The following is a 19,202-nucleotide window of genomic DNA, read 5'->3' on the forward strand; positions in this document are numbered from 1 at the left end:
AGAAATGGCGGGAACGTGTGGGAATCGAACCCACCCCGGATGGTTTTAGCACCCGGCAGAAGGATTTGAAGTCCTCGGGGTCCACCAGAACCCATCCATTCCCGCCCTTCGAGCATACGACATTGCGGCCGGCGTGTAAAGTCAGCCGACGCGCGCCACCGCCTCGATCTCGACGAGTGCGCCGAGGGGCAGGGCGTTCACCGCGAAGGCGGCCCGCGCCGGCTGGTTTTTCGTGAAAAAGCGGGCGTAGACGCCGTTCACCGTCTTGAAGTCCTCGATGGACGCGAGATAGACGGTCGTCTTGAGCACGTCGTCGAGCGTTGCGCCCGCAGCATCGAGAACGGCCGCGAGGTTCTCGAGAACACGCTCGGCCTGGGCCTCGACGCCCTCCGCGAGCGCGCCGGTGACCGGATCGATGCCGATCTGGCCGGAACAGAAGACGAGATCCCCCGACCGGGTCGCCTGGCTGTACGGTCCCACGGCGCCGGGAGCCGTGTCGGTGGCGATGATCTCTTTCATGCGCGCTCCTCTCCAATCCGCCGGACCGTCACTCGACGGTGACGCTCTTGGCGAGATTTCTCGGTTGATCGACGTTGCAGCCCCGCATCACGGCGATGTGGTACGCGATGAGCTGAAGCGGGATGACCGTCAGTATCGGGTAGAGGAAATCGAGGGTCTCGGGAACGAAGATGGCGTGGTCGGCCATCTCGACGACCTCCCGGTTCCGTTCGTTCGTGATGGCGATGATCTTGCCCTTCCGCGCCTTGACCTCGTTGATGTTGCCGAGGATCTTCTGGTAGGCGTTGTCGCGGGGACAGATGATGACGACGGGCATGTTCTCGTCGATCAGCGCGATCGGCCCGTGCTTCATCTCCGCGGCCGGGTATCCCTCGGCGTGGACGTAGGAGATCTCCTTGAGCTTGAGCGCCCCCTCGAGGGCGACGGGGTAGTTGGGACCGCGCCCGAGGTAGAGGAAATTGTTGTGGTCGGAGTACTGCTCCGCGATCTCCCTGATCTGGCCGTCGTTCTTCAGGATCTCCTCCACCTGGCCGGGCAGGGCGAGGAGCGCCTCGATGATGTTCTGGGCCTCGGCCGACGAGATGTTCCGCATGCGGCCGAGCACGAGCGCGAGCAGGGCGAGGACGGTGACCTGCGAGGTGAAGGCCTTCGTCGAGGCGACGCCGATCTCCGGTCCCGCATGGATATAGACGCCGCCGTCCGATTCCCGCGCGATCGTCGATCCGACCACGTTGCAGATCCCCATGCACTTCGATCCCCGCTGCCTCGCCTCCCTGAGCGCGGCAAGCGTGTCGACGGTCTCCCCCGACTGGCTGATGACGAAGACGCGCGTCTGGCCGTCCAGCACGGGATTCCTGTAGCGGAACTCGCTGGCGTACTCCACCTCGACGGGCAGCCTCGCCCGCTCCTCGATCATGTACTCCCCGAGGAGCGCGGCGTGCCAGCTCGTGCCGCAGCCGATGAGGACGATGCGCTCCATCCGGCGCAGCTCCTCCTCGGACATCGTGATGCCGCCGAGCCGAGCGTGGCCGGTCTGCGCGATGAGCCGGCCTCGCATCGCGTTGCGGATCGTCTCGGGCTGCTCGAAGATCTCCTTGAGCATGAAGTGGTCGAAGCCGCCCTTCTCGATCATCTCGAGATCCCAGTCCACCTCGTGGATGTCGTGCTCCACGAATTCGTTCTCGATCGTCATCGTCGTGATACCGTCCGCCGTGGCGAGGATCATCTGCTGATCCTCGAGGTAGACGACCTGCCGCGTATGCTGGAGGATCGCCGCGACGTCCGAGGCGATGATGTACTCGCCGTCGCCGATGCCGACGACGATCGGCGAGCCGTTCCGCGCGCCGACGAGCTTGTCCGGTTCCCTGGTCGACACGACGAGCAATCCGTACGTCCCCTCGACCATGCGCAGGGCACGCTGCACGGCGTCCTCGAGATTCCTCCCGTCGTGGAACTTGTCGATGAGATGGGCCAGCGCCTCCGTGTCGGTATCGGTCGTGAAAACGTACCCCTCCTGCTCGAGGGTCTTCTTGAGCGTGCGGTAATTCTCGATGATCCCGTTGTGGACGAGCGCGATCGTCCGGTCGGCGTTGAAATGAGGATGCGCGTTGACGCGGTTCGGCTCGCCGTGCGTCGCCCAGCGCGTGTGCGCGATACCGACACGGCCCGAGAGATCCATCCCTTCGAGCTGTTCCTCGAGCCGCGCGATCTTGCCGGGCGTCTTCTCCCAGACCATCCTGCCGTCGCGGACGACCGCGATCCCCGCGGAGTCGTACCCGCGGTATTCGAGCCGCTTGAGCCCCTCCATCAGGATGTCTCCGACATTCTCCCGCGTACCGACATATCCTATGATTCCGCACATCGCTCGTTCTCCTTCGCTCCGGCCGGTCGCCCGGCGGCCATTTCAGCCTGCGGCCGGCGGGAACAGACGGGAGACCTCGCCGGCGAGTCGGGCGGCCTCCGCGCCGCTCGTCGCCTCGGCGATGATCCTCACCACCGGCTCCGTGTTCGACGGCCGGAGATGGATCCATCCGTCGTCCATGTCTATTCGTATACCGTCGATCGTGTTCACGATTCCCGGGAAACGCTTCTCGAGTTCCGCCCCGATCGCCTGGAGATCCCCGTCGAACGCCCTCTTCTCCTTGACGATCTCGTAGCGCGGATAGGTGGCGACCTTCGCGGCGAGCGTGGTCTTCTCCCGGGCGAGCAGCTGCAGAACGAGGGCGATCCCCGTCATCGCGTCGCGACCGTAGTGGATCGCGGGGAAGATCACGCCGCCGTTCCCCTCGCCGCCGATGACCGCGCCGGTCTCCTTCATCAGCGCCGTCACGTTCGCCTCGCCGACCTTCGATCGATGCACCCGCACGCCGTGCCGCCGCGCGACGTCGTCGACGAGCCTCGACGTCGACAGGTTCGCGACGACCGGGCCGAGACGCTCGCCGAGCACGAAATCGGCGGCCAGCGCGAGCGTGTATTCCTCGGAGAGGACGCGCCCCGCGCCGTCGACCAGCACGAGCCGGTCCGCATCGGGATCGCATGCGAAACCGATCGAGGCGCCGTGCTCTCTGACCGCGGCCGAGAGATCCCCGAGATTCTCCGGCCTCGGCTCGGGAACGTGCGGGAAGGGCGCGTCGACATCGGTGAAGAGTTCGATCGTCTCGACGCCGAGCTCGCCGAGCAAGGCCGGGACGATCCGGCTGCCCGCGCCGTTCACGCAATCGACGACCGCCGTGAAACCCGCCCCGGCGATCGCTTCCCGATCCACCAGGTCGAGGGCGAGGATCCGCCCGATATGCACACGGTCCAGCGAATCGTTCCGCTTGATCGTCCCCGGAACGCCTGGCGCGTCGTAGACCGGACCGCCGTCGAACACGATCCCGCGAAGACGCGTTACCGATTGATCGTCGATGAACTCGCCATCGGGGCCGACGAGCTTCAGGGCGTTCCACTCGGGCCCGTTGTGGCTCGCCGTGATGACGACGCCTCCGGCGGCGCCGAGCTCGCGTACCGCGATCGCCGTCGTCGGCGTTGCGGCGATCCCGATATCGACGACGTCACGTCCGCCGAAACGGAGGGCGGCCGAGACCGCGTCCGCCAGGATCGGGCCGGAAACCCGCGTGTCGCGCCCGATCACGACGGCGCCGGGGCCGAGCAGGCGCGCGAACGCGGCGGCGAACCGGGCGGCGGTTCCGGGGTTCATTCCCGGACCGAGTATCCCCCGCACCCCCGATACGCTGATCATGAGCCTGCCGGGATCGAACTCCACGAGTCTCCTCCAGTCGACGTGGACGATGAAACGATGACAGGGTAATCGATGCCCGGGGGGAAGTCAAACGAATCCGCCCCGCGGGGTTTCCGCGGGCCGCTCCGAGGAAACGGGGCGGGACCGGGTCCCGCCCCGTCATCGTTCAGGCGTACGCCTTCGGCTACTTCCGCTCGTCGAGCAGGTGCGTGACGACGGAAGGATCGGCAAGCGTCGTCGTGTCGCCCACGTCGTCGCTTCCGGCGGCGATGCTCTTCAGGATGCGCCGCATGATCTTGCCGCTGCGCGTCTTCGGCAGCGCGTCGGCGAACTGGATCTTGTCGGGCTTGGCGATCGGTCCGATCTCCTTGGATACGTGCTGCCGGAGCTCGTCGATCAGCTTGTCCGACTTCTCGATGCCGCCGGTCAGGGTGACGAAGGCGTAGAGGCCCTGTCCCTTGATCTCGTGCGGCATCGGCACAACCGCCGCCTCGGCGACCGACTGGTGGCTCACCAGGGCGCTCTCGACCTCCATCGTCCCGATGCGATGGCCCGAGACGTTGATGACGTCGTCGACGCGGCCCATGATCCAGAAGTAGCCGTCCTCGTCCTGCCGCGCGCCGTCGCCCGTGAAGTAGACGTTCTTGAAGCGGCTGAAGTACGTGTCCTTGTACCGCTGGTCGTCGCCCCACACGGTGCGGAGCATTCCGGGCCACGGCTTCTCGATGATGAGGTAGCCGCCCTCGTTGCGGTCGCAGGGCGTGCCGTCCTCGCGGACGACCTTCGGGAAGATGCCGGGGAAGGGCAGCGTGGCCGATCCGGGCTTCAACGCATAGGCGCCGGGCAGCGGGGTGATCATGATCCCGCCCGTCTCGGTCTGCCACCACGTATCGACGATCGGGCACCGCTCCCCGCCGATGATCTTGTAGTACCACATCCAGGCCTCGGGATTGATCGGCTCGCCGACCGTGCCGAGCAGTCGCAGGCTCGAGAGATCGTGCTTCTTCGGCCACTCGTCCCCGTTGCGCATGATGGCGCGGATCGCGGTCGGGGCGGTGTAGAAGATGTTCACCTTGTACTTCTCGACGACGTCCCAGAAGCGGTCGGGACCGGGGTAGCTCGGCACGCCCTCGAACATCAGGCTCGTCGCGCCGAGACTCAGCGGCCCGTACACGATGTAGGAATGCCCGGTGATCCAGCCGATGTCGGCCGTGCACCAGTACATGTCGTCTTCCTTGATGTCGAAGATCAGCTTCGAGGTCATCGTGACGTACAGCAGGTATCCGCCGGTCGTGTGGACGACGCCCTTCGGCTTGCCGGTCGTGCCGCTCGTGTAGAGGATGAAGGAGACGTCTTCGGCGTCCATCTCGACCCAGGGGCACTCCGGGCTCGCGTCGGCCATCTCCTCGTGCCACCAGACGTCGCGTCCGTCAACCATGCCGATCTCGTTCCCCGTGCGCTTGACGACGACGCACTTCGTTATCGACGGGCACCCCTTGAGCGCCTCGTCGGCGGCGTGCTTGAGGGGAATCGTCTTGCCCGAACGGAATGAACCGTCGGAGGTGACGAGCAGCTTGGCCTCCGCGTCGACGATGCGGTCCTTCAGCGATTCGGCGCTGAATCCGCCGAAGACGATGCTGTGGATCGCGCCGATGCGCATGCAGGAGAGCATCGCGATTGCCAGTTCGGGTACCATCGGGAGATAGAGACAGACCCGGTCGCCCTTCTTGATCCCGTGCTTCTTGAGGACGTTGGAGAACTTGCAGACCTCGGCATGCAGTTCGCGATAGGTGAAGGTGCGCGCTTCGCCCTCGGGCTCGCCCTCCCAGACGATCGCGGGCTTGTCCGCCTTGCCGTTCTCGAGGTGACGATCGAGACAGTTGTAGGCGATGTTCAAGGTGCCGCCCGAGAACCACTTCACGAATGGCGGCTGCCAGTCGAGCACCGTGTCCCACTTCCTGAACCAGTGGAGGTACTTCTCGGCCTGCTCGGCCCAGAATCCCTCGAGATCCTTCTCGGACTTCCCGTAGAGGGCCTTGTACTCGTCAAGGCTCTTCACCCATGCATTCTTCGCGAATTCAGGGGGGGGCGGAAACTGTCGCCGCTCGTCGAGCATCGAGGTGATCGACTTCTTCTCCTCGGCCACTACATACCTCCTGTGGGTTCCGTGTACGGCATACCATCGATCGAAACAGGTGTTTCACCATTCAGGGAACGAGGATGATAGAGTGGATTTCCTCTATTGTCAACTTAAAAGCATGCCCGCAGAACCGGCCTGAACGAAAAGAGAAAACGTACGGTTTATCGTCCCATTCAGGTATTCGACTCGAAATCAATTAAATCGCCCGATGCGTTCGCTCCATGCCGTACGGGGCGGAAAGAGACCGCTTTCGCCTGCGTCCATGTCCGGTTCCGTCCGCTATCCCGGCGCCGTCCGTCGAATATGGCCGATGCGTCGCCTCTGCGCGCGCCGGGGCGCACGCGACATGCCCATGCCGTGGCGCCCCCGCCCCCCGCCGGCGAGCGTTCGATATAACATACTGCCATGATGAATGTTGCGTAGCCATACGGTCGGCGCCGCGCCCGGGCCGAGAGTGCTTGACACGAGGCGATCGAATGGCTACCTATGAGGAAGCACACCCGTTTCCGCCCGTGCAGGCAGGAGGTAATGATGGATTTCGTGAAGAACGCGCTCGGCCGCACCGTCCCCACCGAGGTCAACGGCGTGAAAAAGCGGCCGTTCGTCGGGGCCTTCGACCCGGCGTACGCCGATCCCTGGGCCGGCCGTCCGGGCCGCTCGAAGGTCCGTACCGGCGAGAGCAAGGTCACCGATCTCGACAGCGTGATCTCCCTGATCGAGGATGGCGACACGATCTCGTACCCGCACTACTACCGGCTCGGCGACGTCTGCCTGAAGCTCATCGTCGACAGGCTCCGCGAGCACGGCAGGAAGAACATCCTTCTCTATGGCAACGCCTTCTTCGACAACTGCATCCCGTGGCTCCCCGACGCGATCAGGGACGGCGTGATCCGCGGGATCACCGGCTCCTGCTACCGCGGGATGGGCGAGCACCTGATGGCCGGCGATTTCCTCCCGTGGATCGTCACCGGCTACGGACACGGCAACCGGGTGCGCAAGTTCCATACGGGCGAGATCGAGGTCAAGGTGGCGTTCGGCCCCGTTCCGATCGCCGACCGATGGGGAAACGCCAACGGCCTGATGGGCGATCCCGCCCACTGGGTCGGACCGCTCGGTCTCTTTCTCGCCGACACGCTCTGGGCGGAGCACGTCTGCCTTCTCGCCGGCGAGGTCAGCGACCGGTATCTCTTCCCCCGCTCCCTCTCGATGTGCGATGTCGACTTCGTCGTGAAGGTCGACGACCCGGGGGCGGCGGAGGGCGTCGGGTCCGGCACCCTCGACATCGGAAAGATACGCGCGAACGCCTTCAACGCGCGCATCGCCGAGCAGGTGCTCGGCGTGATGAAAGCGGCCGGCGTGATCTTCGACGGGTTCAACTTCCAGGTGGGCTCCGGCGCCGGTCTCATCGTCCTCGACGAGATCAAGAAGATACTCCAGGAGGAGAAGATCAAAGCCGGTTTCGCCATCGGCGGCTGCACCTCGCTCCACGTTGAGATGCTCCAGTCCGGACTGATCGAGAACCTCCTCCACGGCCAGTGCTTCCAGCCCTCCGAGAACGTCATCAAGTCGATGCTGCACGACTTCAACCACTACGAGATCTCGACCGGAGAATACGACGACGTCTCCAACAAGGAGAACGCCGTCAACATGCTGGACGTCTCCGTCCTCTCGACGCTGGAGCTGGATCGCTCCTTCAACGTCAACAGCATCTGCGCCAACGGCCGGATCATCGGCGGCATCGGCGGCGCGCAGGGCGTCGCCGCGGGCTCGAAACTGACGATCATGTTCCTTCCGCTCGCCACGGGGAAGAAAGAGAAGGGAAAGGGCTTTCCCCGGATCGTCGACGATGTCTACACCGTCTCGATACCGGGAGAGTGCATCGACGTCGCGGTGACCGAGGAGTACATCGCCGTCAACCCGGCCAGCGAGAGTCCCTGGATCGACCCGCTGCGGAAGAACGCAGCGTCGATGGGTCTCTCGCTCGTGGAAATCGACGAACTCCACGAGCTGTCGCTCGCGGCGGCGGCGGAGATCGGCGCAACGCCGCCGCGCACCGAGACGACCGACGAGCCCGTCGAGGTCGTCGAGTGGCGCGACGGCACGATCCTCGACACGATCTTCAAGCCGGTCGGCTGATTTCGCGGCTTGGGGGCGCATGCACGAAAGCCGGGGGCGCGTTGCGCCCCCGGCTTTTTCCGCGTTGGGTTCGCGTGCGACTCAGCCGTTCCAGGAACCGAGCACCTTCATGTAGTGCGCCCGCTCGAAGGCGGCCGGTTCGGCGACCGTCTCCTGGCTCACCAGTCCGCGCACGGCGTCCGCCGAGTCGTAACCGTGCCCGTCGAGCCAGGTCTCGAGCCCGGCGATCAGGTCGGAGACGTATCCCGGTCCGTGATCGAGAAGCACCGAGGCGCACGTGGCGACGGTCGCCCCGGCAAGAAGCGATTTGACCACGTCGACGGCCGTGTGTATCCCGCCCGACACGGCGAGATCGAGATCGACCCTGCCGCGGAGTATCGCCGTCCACCTGAGCCGCAACGGCAGTTCCTGCCTGGTGCTGAGTTGGAGCGTCGTCTTGACGGCGAGCGCCTCCGGATCGATATCCGGCTGGTAGAACCTGTTGAAGAGGACGAGCCCCTTCGCCCCCGCCCCCTCCAGCCTCGCCGCCGTGTTCGGCACGGCGTCGAGCCACGGGCCGAGCTTGACGGCGACGGGGATCGATACGGCGCCCGCGACGGCGCGCACGAGGTCGGCGCGGATCTCCTCGATATTCTCGGCCGAGACCGCAGGATCGGTCGACAGGAAATAGACGTTCAGCTCGATGCCGTCGGCGCCCGCTTCCTCGATGAGCTTCGCGTAGCGGACCCAGCCGCCCTTCGAAACGCCGTTCAGAGAGCCGAAGACGGGGATTCCGACCGTGTCCCTGACCCGCCTGACGTGTTCGACGTAGTCGTCGGCGGCGAACCGGTAGGGCCCGATATCGGGGAAGTAGCTCAGGGCCTCCGCGTAGCTTTCCGTGCCCTGGACGAGATTCTCGTCGAGCTCCTCTTCCTCGAGCGTGACCTGCTCCTCGAAAAGCGAGTGGAGCACGATCGCGCCGGCGCCCGCATCCTCGAGTTTCCTGACCGCATCGACGTCGCGCCCGAGCGGCGACGCGGCGGCCACGACCGGGTTCGCCAGGTCGACGCCCATGTATGACGTCTTCAGATTCGCCATCATCCCCTCCTTTTCCGATCAGTCGTCGTAGGACATCGACGCCATGTGCTCGTAGAGCTTCCAGCGCCTCGCGACGTCCTTCTGGGCCTGTTCGAGCAACTCGGCGGCCACTTCGGGGATGCGGTGCTTCAGGATGCTGTATCGCGTCTCGTTGTAGATGTACTCCTCGAGCGGCATGCTCGGAGCCTTCGAGTCGAGTTGCAGCGGGTTCTTCCCTTCGGCGAGCAGCGCCGGATTGTACCTGACGAGCGGCCAGTAGCCCGTCTTGACCGCCTTCGCCTGCTGGTCGGTTCCGTTGATCAGGTTGAGGCCCTGGCCGATGCAGTGGCAATAGGCGATGATGATCGACGGGCCGTCCCATGCGTCGGCCTCGAGGAAGGCCTTGATCGTCTGGCTCTCGTTCGCGCCGATCGCCACGCGCGCGACGTAGACGTTTCCGTACGTCATCGCCATCCACGCGAGATCCTTCTTCGGCGTGCGCTTGCCTGCGGCGGCGAACTTGGCGACCGCGCCGAGAGGCGTCGCCTTGGACATCTGTCCGCCCGTGTTCGAGTAGGTCTCGGTATCCAGAACGAGGATGTTCACGTTCCGGTTCTGCGCGATGACATGGTCGAGCCCGCCGTAGCCGATGTCGTACGCCCAGCCGTCGCCTCCGAGTATCCAGACGCTCTTGCGGACGAGGACGTCGGCGAGTCCCAGGAGGTCTTTCGCCTCGGGCGAGTCGATCTTCGACAGCGCTTCCCTGAGGGCCGCGACGCGGCCCCGCTGGGCCTTGATCCCCGCCTCGTCGGACTGTGTTGCGTCCTTGATCGCGGCGACGGTCGCGGCGCCGAGCTCGCCGGAGAGCCGGCCGAGGAGCTCGTACGCGTACTCCTTCTGCTTGTCGATGGCGAGACGCATCCCGAAACCGAACTCCGCGTTGTCCTCGAAGAGGGAGTTGTTCCATGCGACACCGCGCCCGTCGGCGTTCTTGGCCCACGGCGTGGCCGGGAGGTTGCCGCCGTAGATCGACGAGCACCCCGTCGCGTTGCCGACGAGCGTGCGATCGCCGAAGAGCTGGGAGAGAAGCTTCACGTACGGCGTCTCGCCGCAACCGGCGCAGGCGCCGGAAAACTCGAAGAGGGGCTCGAGGAACTGCACGCCGCGGGTCGCGTCGAGCTTGATCTTCTCCCGGTCGACGTAGGGAATGGAGAGGAAATGCGACCAGTTCTTCTTCTCCTCCTCGCGGATCGGCGGCTGCGATGCCATGTTGATCGCCTTGCGCGACGGATCCTGCTTGTTCTTCGCCGGGCACTGGTGCACGCAGAGCGCGCACTGCGTGCAGTCCTCCGGGGAGACCTGCAAGGTGAACCTGAGCCCCGCGAATTCCTTGTGCTTCGCCTCGGCCGACTTGAATGTCGCCGGCGCGCCGTCGAGGAAGGAGGGATCGTAAACCTTGGAGCGGATGACGGCGTGGGGACAGATAAGCACGCACTTGCCGCACTGGATGCAGGTGTCGGGATCCCAGACGGGGATCTCGAGCGCGATGTTCCGCTTCTCCCATTTCGTGGTGCCGCTCGGGAAGGTGCCGTCAGGATCGAACGCGCTCACCGGCAGGTCGTCCCCCTCCTTGCGGATCATCTTGCCGATGACCTCCTTGACGTACTCGGGGGCCTCCTCCGGCACGGGGGGCATCATCCTGAGGTCGCTCGTCGCCTCGGCCGGCACGGCGATCTCGTGCAGGTGCTCGGGCGCGCGGTCGACAGCGGCGTAGTTCAGGTCGAGGATCTTCGAGCCCTTCTTGCTGTAGGCCTTCTTGATGAAGTGCTTGATCCGCTCGATCGCCTCGTCGCGCGGGATGACGTCGCTGAGGATGAAGAAGCATGTCTGCATGATCGTGTTGATGCGGGCGCCGAGACCGATCTCCCTGGCGATCTTGTAGGCGTCGATAACGAAGAAGCGGAGCTTCTTGTCGATGATCTGCTGCTGCACCTCGCGCGGCAGCTTGTCCCACGTCTCATCGGTCGGGTAGGGGCTGTTGAGCAGGAAGACAGCGCCCGGCTCGGCGACCTTGAGCAGATCGATCCGCTCTATGAAGGGGAACTGGTGGCACGCGACGAAGTTCGCCTTCGAGATCAGGTAGGGCGAGTGTATCGGCTCGGGGCCGAAGCGGAGGTGGGAGACGGTGAGCGAGCCCGCCTTCCGCGAATCGTAGACGAAGTAGCCCTGCGCGTAGTTCCCGGTCTCCTCGCCGATGATCTTGATGGAGTTCTTGTTCGCGCTGACCGTGCCGTCGGCGCCGAGGCCGTAGAAGACGCCTCGCGTCTGCCCGGGACGATCGATGGTGAAATCGTGGTCGAAGGACAGGCTGGTCATGCTGACGTCGTCGTCGATACCGACCGTGAAATGGTTTTTCGGCTCGCTCTTCTTCATCTCCTCGAAGACGCTGACGACCATCGCCGGGGTGAATTCCTTCGACGAGAGTCCGTACCGTCCGCCGATCACACGCGGCGTGGACTCGAATCGCCCGCCGCCGGCCGTCTCGTGCTCGCGCAGCGCGGTGACGATGTCCCCGTAGAGGGGCTCGCCGATGGCCCCCGGCTCCTTGGTGCGGTCGAGCGCCGCGATCGTCCGGGTCGATGCGGGCAGCGCCCCGATGAAATGCTTGATCGAGAAGGGCCGGTAGAGCCGGACGGCGATCATGCCGACCTTCTCACCCTTCGCCGCGAGATGCTCGACCGTCTCGAGCGCCGTCTCGGCGCCCGAGCCCATGAGAACGAGGACGCGTTCGGCATCCGGGGCGCCGCTGTACTGGAAGAGATCGTAGCGCCGTCCCACGAGCTTCTCGAAGCGCTTCATCACGCGTTCGACGATGCCGGGGCACTTCTCGTAGAAGGGATTGATCGTCTCGCGCGCCTGGAAGAACGTGGGCGGGTTCTGCGCGGTCCCGCGGATCACCGGCCGGTCGGGCGTGAGCGCGCGCTCGCGGTGGGCGCGGACCGTCTCGTCGTCGATCATCCCGGTGAAGGCCTCGTCGGGGATCAGCTCGACCTTGGAAACCTCGTGGGAGGTGCGGAAACCGTCGAAGAAGTGGAGGAAGGGGACGCGGCTCTCGAGGGTCGAGGCCTGTGCGATGAGCGCCATGTCCATCGCTTCCTGCACCGAGTTGGAGGAAAGCAGCCCCCAGCCGGTCGAGCGGACCGCCATGACGTCGGAGTGGTCGCCGAAGATCGAGAGGGCGTGCGTGGCGACCGTCCGGGCGGAGACATTGATGAGGGCGGGCGTCAGCTCGCCGGCGATCTTGAACATGTTCGGGATCATGAGAAGGAGCCCCTGGGAGGCGGTGAAGGTGGTCGTCAGGCCGCCGCGCTGGACCGAGCCGTGCACCGCGCCGGAGGCGCCACCCTCGCTCTGCATCTCGGTCACCTGCGGAACGGTGCCCCAGATATTCGTCCGACCCTCCGCGGACCACTGGTCGGCCAGTTCACCCATCACGGACGAGGGGGTGATCGGATAGATCGCGATCACCTCGTTGGTCTTGTGCGCCGAATACGTGGTGGCCTCGTTCCCGTCGATGGTTACCATCTTCCCAGCCATGTCCTGCTCCTTCGGAAAACCGTGGGGTGCGTAACGCGTTTCATTCGCCGGATTATGGCAAAATCGGTCCCCTGTTCCCCTGTCGGCCGTTTCGCCGCCGGGGCCGGGGACGAACAACAGTGAACATGAAAGAATCCGCCCTGAAAGTCGAGTGAATTTTTTCCGTGCGTTCCCGCCGGCCGGCGGCGGTCAACTCGCGCCGAGCTTCCGCTTCGTGTAGGGCACGAGCCCGCCGGCCTCGAAGATCTCGAGGGCCTTCCCCGCCAGCGGCGGCACGTCGAAGACCCGGTCGCCGATCGAGAACCGGCCCCGTTCGATGTCGAGGGAGACGGTCTGTTTCTCGAGCTCGTCCCGGTGCTCTCGGGCCCAGGCCGATGCCTCGGCGCACTCGATCGCGACGAGCGCCTGGTTGATCGCGTTGCGATACCACAGCCTGGCGAAGGAACCGGCCACGACCGCGGAGACGCCGGCGGCAGCCAGGCAGGTGACCGCCTGTTCGCGCGACGAGCCGCATCCGAAGTTCCTGCCCGCGACGATGACGTCTCCGGCGGCGACCTCCGTCGCGAACGAGGGATCGAAATCCTCCAGCGCGTGCCTCGCCATCTCCTCCGGAGTGAAGGGCTCGTACGTGTATTTTCCGGGATAGATGACATCGGTGTTGATGTCGTCGTCATCGAGTATCCACACTCTTCCCTGAAGCTCCATGGGTCTCCTCCCCCGGGCCGGCCCGGCCGGCGCCGGTCAGAACGCCGTGACGATCCTGCCGGCGATCGCCGACGCGGCCACCGTGTACGGGCTCGCCAGGTAGATCCCGGTCTCCTCCTTGCAGCCCATCCGCCCCTTGAAGTTCCTGTTCGCCGTGGAAACGGCCGTCTCCCCCGGCGCGAGTACGCCGCCGTAGGCCCCGAGGCAGGGACCGCACGCGGGCACAGCGATCTCCGCGCCGGCGGCGAGCAGCGTCCTCGCCACGCCGCTCTCGTAGATGCGATCGAGCGTCTTCCGGGAAGCCGGGTAGACGAGGAGCCGGACCCCCGGCGCGATCCGCCTGCCCTCGAGCACCTCGGCAGCCTGGGCGAGATCCTCCTCGCGCCCGTTCGTGCAGGTGCCGAGGAGCGCGACGTCGATCGGCGTGTCTCCCAGCTCCGCCACCGGCACGACGTTGTCGACCTTGTGCGGCCGGGCCACCTGCGGCCCGATCGTCCGGCAGTCGTAGACGAGCTCCTTCTCGTAGACGGCGTCCCCGTCGGGATTCGCCGGCTCGTAGTTTCCGGCGACGCCGGCGGCCTCGAGCCACGCCCCGGTGACGTCGTCGAAGGGAACCATCCCCGCCTTCGCGCCCATCTCGGCCGCCATGTTGCAGAGGGTCATCCTGCCGCCCACGCTCATGCCGCTCGCCACGGGGCCGTGGAACTCGACGGCCTTGTACGTCGCGCCGTCCGCGGTGATGTCGCCGATCACGTGCAAAACCACGTCCTTCGGCGTGACGCCGGGGGCGAGTTCGCCGTCGAGAACGATCCGGTAGGTCTGCGGCACGCGGAGCCAGGTCTCGCCGAGGGCCCAGACGCTCGCCGTCTCCGTCCGCCCGATCGGGATTCCCGCCGCGCCGATCGCGCCGTGCGTGGTGGTGTGCGAATCGCTCCCGTAGATGACGACGCCCGGGATCACGTGGCCGTTCTCCGGCAGCACCTGGTGGCAGATCCCCTCGCCGCAGTCGTAGAAATTCACGATGTCCTGCTCTCTCACGAACTCGCGGATCTGCTTGTGGTTCATCGCCTTCTTTGCGTCCGGGGGAGGCACCGCGTGGTCGAGCGCGATGAAGACCCGTCGCGGATCCCACACGCGCGCGCCGCCCATCGACCGGAAGATCTTGAGGATCGCGGCGCTGTTGTCGTGCGAGAGGATCATGTGCGGCCTGGCGAACACGATCTCCCCTACCTCGACGCGCTCCCGGTCGGCCGCGCGGGCGAGGATCTTCTGGATCATCGTCATGCCCATGTCAGTCACCCTCCCCCGAGTAGGCGAAGAGACCGCCCGCCCGGCAGATGTCGAGCTGCACCGCGGTCGGCCGGCTTCCCCGGACGACCGTGCCGTCGGCGCGCGTGATCTCGCCCCGTTCGAAATCGATGGAGAGCTCCTCCCCCTCCTCGATCCCGGACTCGGCGAGGCCGGGAACCTCGAGGAGCGGGAACCCGGAATTGATGATGTTCCGCTTGTAGATGGCGCCCGTCGAGGCGGTCACGACGATCGACGCGCCGAGCGAGATGAAGCAGTCGACGGCCTGCTGGCGGGACGAGCCGCAGCCGAAATTGCCGCCGGCGACGATGATGTCGCCGGGCTTCACCGTGGCGGCGAATCCCTCGTAGCCGTCGAGCGTCTCGAAGGTGTGTTCGCCCATCCGTTCGATCTCCGTGATCGAGAGATACTTGTTGTGGAAGATCATGTCGGTGTCGATGTCGTCCATCGGCTTCTTGCCCGAGGCGATGACCCGCGCTCGGCCGCGTATCACGGCCGGGCATCCGCCGGCGCTTGCCGCCGCGGCCTTCGACCTGACCTTCCCCGATCCCCGCGTTCCAGTCCGCCAGGAGATCATGGTGAGCTCCGGCTCCCCGTGGAAGGCCTCGTCTGGCGTGAATGCGGGAAGCGGCGCCGGCTCGCTTGCCGGCGAGACGATCTCGCCGGCGACGACCGAGGCCGCCGCGGTTGCCGGGCTCACGAGGTACGTGTCGCCCTTCCCCTGCTTGCCGGCGAAATTGCGGTTCGACGTGCTGAGCTGCACCTCGCCCCTGCCGACCATCCCGATCTGCCCCGATGCGCAGCCGCCGCATCCCGGATTGCTCACGAGCGCGCCGGCTTGGACGAAGATGTCGAGTATCCCCTCGCGCATCATCCGCTCGTAGACCTCCTCGGTGGCGGGGACGACCTTGAGGGTGACCCCCTCCTTCACGCGCTTCCCGTCGAGATAGGCGGCCGCGTGGACCATGTCCTCGAAGCGCCCGTTCGTGCAGGAAGCGATGATCGCCGTATCGATGCGCGTGCCGGCGATCGCGGAGACCGGCTTCACGTTCGCCGGGCTCGACGGGCAGGCGGCCATCGGCTCGAGGGAGCCGAGATCGATCGCGATCTCCTCGACGTAGTCGGCGTCGCCGTCGGCGACGACGGGCTCGAGCGAATCATCGCCTGCGCGCCGTTTGAGCCAGGAGAGCGTCGAATCGTTGACCGGGAGGAAGGCGGCGATCGCGCCCATCTCGGTGGCCATCGAGGCGACGGTGATCTTCCCGGAGAGGCTCATCTCCTCGGCCCCCGGCCCTGCGAACTCGATCGCCTTGCCGAGCGCCCCGGCCGATCCGAGACGGCTGATGACGGCGAGGGCGACGTCCTTCGCCGTCGCGGGCCACGAGAGCGTGCCGTCGAGGCGCACGCGCATCGAAGCGGGAACCTCGAACCAGTTGCGGCCGCTCGCCCAGATGTAGGCGATGTCCCGGTCGCCCATTCCCTGTCCGAAACAGCCGATCGCCCCCATGATGTTCAGGTGGCTGTCGGTGCCGACGAGGATCTCGCCCGGACGGCCGATACCCCGCTCGATCGCCACGTGCGAACCGATGCCGGCCCTGACGTCGAAGACGCGCACGCCGGTCTCCTTCGCGAAATCGCGGCAGATCTGCTGGTTCTCGGCATACCCGATATCCTTCGCCGGCACGTTGCAGTCGAAGGTGAAGAAGGTCCGCTCGGGATCGTCGACCCAGGGCGGATCGTAGTACTTCTTCAGGTTCTTGACGACGTTCGCGCCCCCGAAATCGCGGGCGGTCCGGATGTCGATCCCGATCCAGACGACGTCTCCGGGAGCGACATCCTTTTCCGCGCGGTTCGAGAGGATCTTCTCGATGATCGTCTTGCCCATGGTCCCCTCTCCGGGATTACAGGTTTCGGGCGACTTCCTCGGCGACCTCGAGCGTCGTGTTGTCGCCGCCCATGTCGTAGGTGCGGACCGTGCCGTCCGCGATCACCTTCGCGATCGACCGTTCCAGTCGACCGGCCATCTTCTTCTCGTCGAGCCACTCGAGCATGAGGCGCGTCGTCAAGAGCATCGCCATCGGGTTGACCTTGTAGATGCCGGCATACTTCGGCGCCGACCCGTGCGTCGGCTCGAAGACGGCGTACCCGTCGCCGATATTCGCCGAGGAGGCGAAGCCGAGCCCGCCGACCAGCTGCGCGGCGAGATCGCTGATGATGTCGCCGAACATGTTAGAGGAGACGAGAACGCTGTAGTTCTCGGGATTCTTGACGAGCCACATGCACATCGCGTCGACATTGGTCTCCCAGAGCTCGATACCGGCGTACTCCTTCGCCACCTCGCGCGCGACGCGCACCATCATCCCGCTCGTCTCCCGGATCACGTTGGGTTTCTCGACGACCGTCACCGTCGGGCGCCCCGTCTTCTTCGCGTACTCGAAGGCGGCGCGGACGATCCGCTCGCACCCCTTTTTCGTGAAGATCCGCATGGAGATGGCCATGTCGTCGCCCGGGACCTCCATGAACCGGTGGAACTTCTTGTGCTTCGCGTCGATCATCGACTTGAGCTCGTCGTCGACGGGGTGGAACTCCACGCCGGCATAGAGCCCCTCGGTGTTCTCGCGGAAGATCACCAGGTCGATGTCGTCCTTGTAGTTGAGCGGATTGCCCGCGAAGGCCTTGCACGGGCGGAGGTTGGTGTGGAGATCGAATCGCTGGCGCAGCCCGACGATCGGGCTCGAATACACGAGGCCCTTCCCGGCGAGGGAGGGATCGAGCTCGGCCGCGGCCTCGTCCCGCGGCTTGGAGGTGATCGCCCCGAAGAGGGCGCAATCGGTCTCCCGGCAGAGCTTGAGCGTCCGCTCGGGAAGCGGGTTCCCTTCCGACTTCCAGAATTCCCAGCCTATGTCGCCGTGGATGTATTCGGCGTCGAGCTTCAGCGTGTCGAGGACGATCCTGGCCGCCTCCATCACGTCGTTTCCGACACCGTCACCGGGAAGCCACGCGATCCTGTACATCTCTTCCTCCTCGAAAAATGGGCTGCCCGCGGGACGACCCCGGGCAGCCCGGTCTGTTGGAACGCCTCGGCGCGGACGACCCGTCCGCGCCGGCCGGATCAGTCTTCGGGCAACTTGACGAAGCCGTTGTCCTGCAGGCAGTGGAACGCCTCTCGCGCGCGCTTGATCTTCGTTTCCGCCATCGAGAAGAGCTGGTCCCATGTCAGGTCGATCCTCGCGACGCCCTGCTCGATCGCCTTGCGTCCGACCGAGGCCGCCTCGCGAGGATACACGTCCCACTCGTCCATCGTGGGAATGAGGTAATCCTCTCGCAGCCCGCGGTCCTCGGCGCACTTCGCCAGCTCCTCGGCCGCCGCGATGCACATCTCGTCGGTGATCGTTTTCGCCATCACATCGAGCGTCCCCCGGAAGATCGCGGGAAAACCGAGCGAGTTGTTGACCTGGTTGGGGAAGTCGCTCCGCCCGGTGGCGACGATGCGCGCTCCCGCCTCCTTGGCCTCCCAGGGCCAGATCTCGGGGATCGGGTTCGCGCAGACGAAGACGACCGCATCCTTCGCCATCGTGGAGATCCACTCCTTCTTGATGGTGTCGGGACCTGGCTTGGAGAGTGCGATGAGGACGTCCGCTTCCGCGATCGCGTCGGGAACGTCCCCGGCGCGGTTCCCGGCGTTCGTCTTCTGGCACATCTCCCACTTCTCCTTGTATTTCTCCTTGAGCTCCTCGCGTCCCTCGTGGAGGATCCCCTTCGAATCGCACATGAGGATGTTGCCCGGCGTGACCCCGGCGAGCATGATCATCCGGGCGATGCAGATGTTCGCCGCGCCCGCGCCTACCATGGTCACCTTGATCTTGGCCATGTCCTTGCCGACGATCTTGACGGCGTTGATGAGGCCGGCGACCGTCACCGCCGCCGTTCCCTGCTGGTCGTCGTGCCAGACCGGGATGCGGGCCTTTTCGCGGAGTTCGTTGAGAACGCGGAAGCATTTGGGCTGGGAGATATCCTCGAGGTTCACGCCGCCGAAGACCGGCTGGAGCTTCAGCACGAAATCGATGATCTCGTCGGGATCCTTCGTGTCGACGCAGATCGGGAAGGCGTCGACGCCGCCGAGATACTTGAAGAGGAGCGCCTTGCCCTCCATCACGGGGATCCCCGCCTCGGGGCCGATGTCCCCGAGGCCGAGCACGCGCGTCCCGTCGGAGACGACGGCGACGAAATTGGCCTTGTTCGTGTGCTCGAAGACCTTTTCGGGATTGTCGCGGATGTCGAGGCACGGCTTGGCGACGCCGGGAGTGTACCAGATGGCGAAGTCGTCGAAGTTGCGGATGCAGCTCTTCGGCATGATTTCGACTTTGCCCCGGTAGAACGGATGAAGCTTCATCGCGTCCTCGCCGGGCTTCTTGGCCTTCGCGAGAAGCTCTTCCTTGCTCAAGCGGTCGCCCATGTGACTACCTCCTCGTCGGTTCTGCCATGCGCCAGTACGCCGCG

The 19,202-nt window shown here is 65.5% G+C and carries 12 protein-coding genes and 1 tRNA gene; 1 reads left to right on the forward strand and 12 read right to left on the reverse strand.

All coding sequences use genetic code 11. The features are described 5' to 3' along the window. Positions 1 to 5: 5 nt before the first annotated feature. From JW876_10600 to acs, 5 genes are all read right to left on the reverse strand, one after another. A tRNA-Sec gene (locus JW876_10600) sits at positions 6 to 103 on the reverse strand. Between the two features lie 38 nt (positions 104 to 141). Further along, positions 142 to 519 (reverse strand): hypothetical protein, encoded by a 378-nt coding sequence (locus tag JW876_10605; GenBank protein ID MBN1885957.1) that lies wholly within the window; start codon positions 517 to 519, stop codon positions 142 to 144. Between the two features lie 28 nt (positions 520 to 547). Continuing rightward, positions 548 to 2,380: a glutamine--fructose-6-phosphate transaminase (isomerizing) gene (gene glmS, locus JW876_10610; GenBank protein MBN1885958.1), complete on the reverse strand. Its 1,833-nt coding sequence runs from the start codon at positions 2,378 to 2,380 to the stop codon at positions 548 to 550. Positions 2,381 to 2,422: 42 nt separating this feature from the next. After that, a complete protein-coding gene (gene glmM, locus JW876_10615) occupies positions 2,423 to 3,784 on the reverse strand; it encodes a phosphoglucosamine mutase (GenBank protein MBN1885959.1) in 1,362 nt (453 codons plus the stop codon). A gap of 160 nt (positions 3,785 to 3,944) precedes the next feature. Beyond that, a complete protein-coding gene (gene acs / locus JW876_10620) occupies positions 3,945 to 5,876 on the reverse strand; it encodes an acetate--CoA ligase (protein MBN1885960.1) in 1,932 nt (643 codons plus the stop codon). Positions 5,877 to 6,431: 555 nt separating this feature from the next. Between acs and JW876_10625 the strand changes: the two genes are divergently transcribed. Then, positions 6,432 to 8,036, forward strand: a complete 1,605-nt coding sequence (locus JW876_10625) for a hypothetical protein (protein ID MBN1885961.1) — start codon at positions 6,432 to 6,434, stop codon at positions 8,034 to 8,036. A gap of 81 nt (positions 8,037 to 8,117) precedes the next feature. Here the strand turns inward: JW876_10625 and JW876_10630 are convergent, their stop codons facing one another. From JW876_10630 to JW876_10660, 7 genes are all read right to left on the reverse strand, one after another. Continuing rightward, positions 8,118 to 9,113: a dihydroorotate dehydrogenase-like protein gene (locus JW876_10630; GenBank protein ID MBN1885962.1), complete on the reverse strand. Its 996-nt coding sequence runs from the start codon at positions 9,111 to 9,113 to the stop codon at positions 8,118 to 8,120. 18 nt (positions 9,114 to 9,131) lie between these two features. After that, positions 9,132 to 12,689 carry a pyruvate:ferredoxin (flavodoxin) oxidoreductase gene (nifJ, locus tag JW876_10635; GenBank protein ID MBN1885963.1) on the reverse strand — a complete coding sequence of 1,186 codons (3,558 nt, stop codon included), beginning with the start codon at positions 12,687 to 12,689 and terminating at the stop codon, positions 9,132 to 9,134. A 189-nt stretch (positions 12,690 to 12,878) separates the two neighbouring features. Beyond that, positions 12,879 to 13,394, reverse strand: a complete 516-nt coding sequence (locus JW876_10640) for a 3-isopropylmalate dehydratase (protein ID MBN1885964.1) — start codon at positions 13,392 to 13,394, stop codon at positions 12,879 to 12,881. Positions 13,395 to 13,430: 36 nt separating this feature from the next. After that, entirely contained in the window at positions 13,431 to 14,684 is a 1,254-nt protein-coding gene (locus tag JW876_10645) for a 3-isopropylmalate dehydratase large subunit (protein MBN1885965.1), read from the reverse strand. A gap of 1 nt (position 14,685) precedes the next feature. Continuing rightward, positions 14,686 to 16,587 carry a 3-isopropylmalate dehydratase large subunit gene (locus JW876_10650; GenBank protein MBN1885966.1) on the reverse strand — a complete coding sequence of 634 codons (1,902 nt, stop codon included), beginning with the start codon at positions 16,585 to 16,587 and terminating at the stop codon, positions 14,686 to 14,688. Between the two features lie 16 nt (positions 16,588 to 16,603). Beyond that, positions 16,604 to 17,716 carry an isocitrate/isopropylmalate dehydrogenase family protein gene (locus JW876_10655; GenBank protein ID MBN1885967.1) on the reverse strand — a complete coding sequence of 371 codons (1,113 nt, stop codon included), beginning with the start codon at positions 17,714 to 17,716 and terminating at the stop codon, positions 16,604 to 16,606. Between the two features lie 98 nt (positions 17,717 to 17,814). Beyond that, positions 17,815 to 19,158 (reverse strand): NADP-dependent malic enzyme, encoded by a 1,344-nt coding sequence (locus JW876_10660; protein MBN1885968.1) that lies wholly within the window; start codon positions 19,156 to 19,158, stop codon positions 17,815 to 17,817. Positions 19,159 to 19,202 lie beyond the last annotated feature (44 nt).

It is taken from the genome of Candidatus Krumholzibacteriota bacterium, assembly GCA_016931295.1.
GTDB lineage: Bacteria > Krumholzibacteriota > Krumholzibacteriia > Krumholzibacteriales > Krumholzibacteriaceae > JAFGEZ01.

Excerpts from the sequence above, each read along its gene's own strand:
- JW876_10605 (MBN1885957.1), bottom strand. The coding sequence starts at position 519 with ATGAAAGAGATCATCGCCACCGACACGGCTCCCGGCGCCGTGGGACCG.
- glmS (MBN1885958.1), bottom strand. The coding sequence starts at position 2,380 with ATGTGCGGAATCATAGGATATGTCGGTACGCGGGAGAATGTCGGAGAC.
- acs (MBN1885960.1), bottom strand. The coding sequence starts at position 5,876 with ATGCTCGACGAGCGGCGACAGTTTCCGCCCCCCCCTGAATTCGCGAAG.
- JW876_10625 (MBN1885961.1), top strand. The coding sequence starts at position 6,432 with ATGGATTTCGTGAAGAACGCGCTCGGCCGCACCGTCCCCACCGAGGTC.
- JW876_10630 (MBN1885962.1), bottom strand. The coding sequence starts at position 9,113 with ATGGCGAATCTGAAGACGTCATACATGGGCGTCGACCTGGCGAACCCG.
- nifJ (MBN1885963.1), bottom strand. The coding sequence starts at position 12,689 with ATGGCTGGGAAGATGGTAACCATCGACGGGAACGAGGCCACCACGTAT.
- JW876_10640 (MBN1885964.1), bottom strand. The coding sequence starts at position 13,394 with ATGGAGCTTCAGGGAAGAGTGTGGATACTCGATGACGACGACATCAAC.
- JW876_10645 (MBN1885965.1), bottom strand. The coding sequence starts at position 14,684 with ATGGGCATGACGATGATCCAGAAGATCCTCGCCCGCGCGGCCGACCGG.
- JW876_10650 (MBN1885966.1), bottom strand. The coding sequence starts at position 16,587 with ATGGGCAAGACGATCATCGAGAAGATCCTCTCGAACCGCGCGGAAAAG.
- JW876_10655 (MBN1885967.1), bottom strand. The coding sequence starts at position 17,716 with ATGTACAGGATCGCGTGGCTTCCCGGTGACGGTGTCGGAAACGACGTG.
- JW876_10660 (MBN1885968.1), bottom strand. The coding sequence starts at position 19,158 with ATGGGCGACCGCTTGAGCAAGGAAGAGCTTCTCGCGAAGGCCAAGAAG.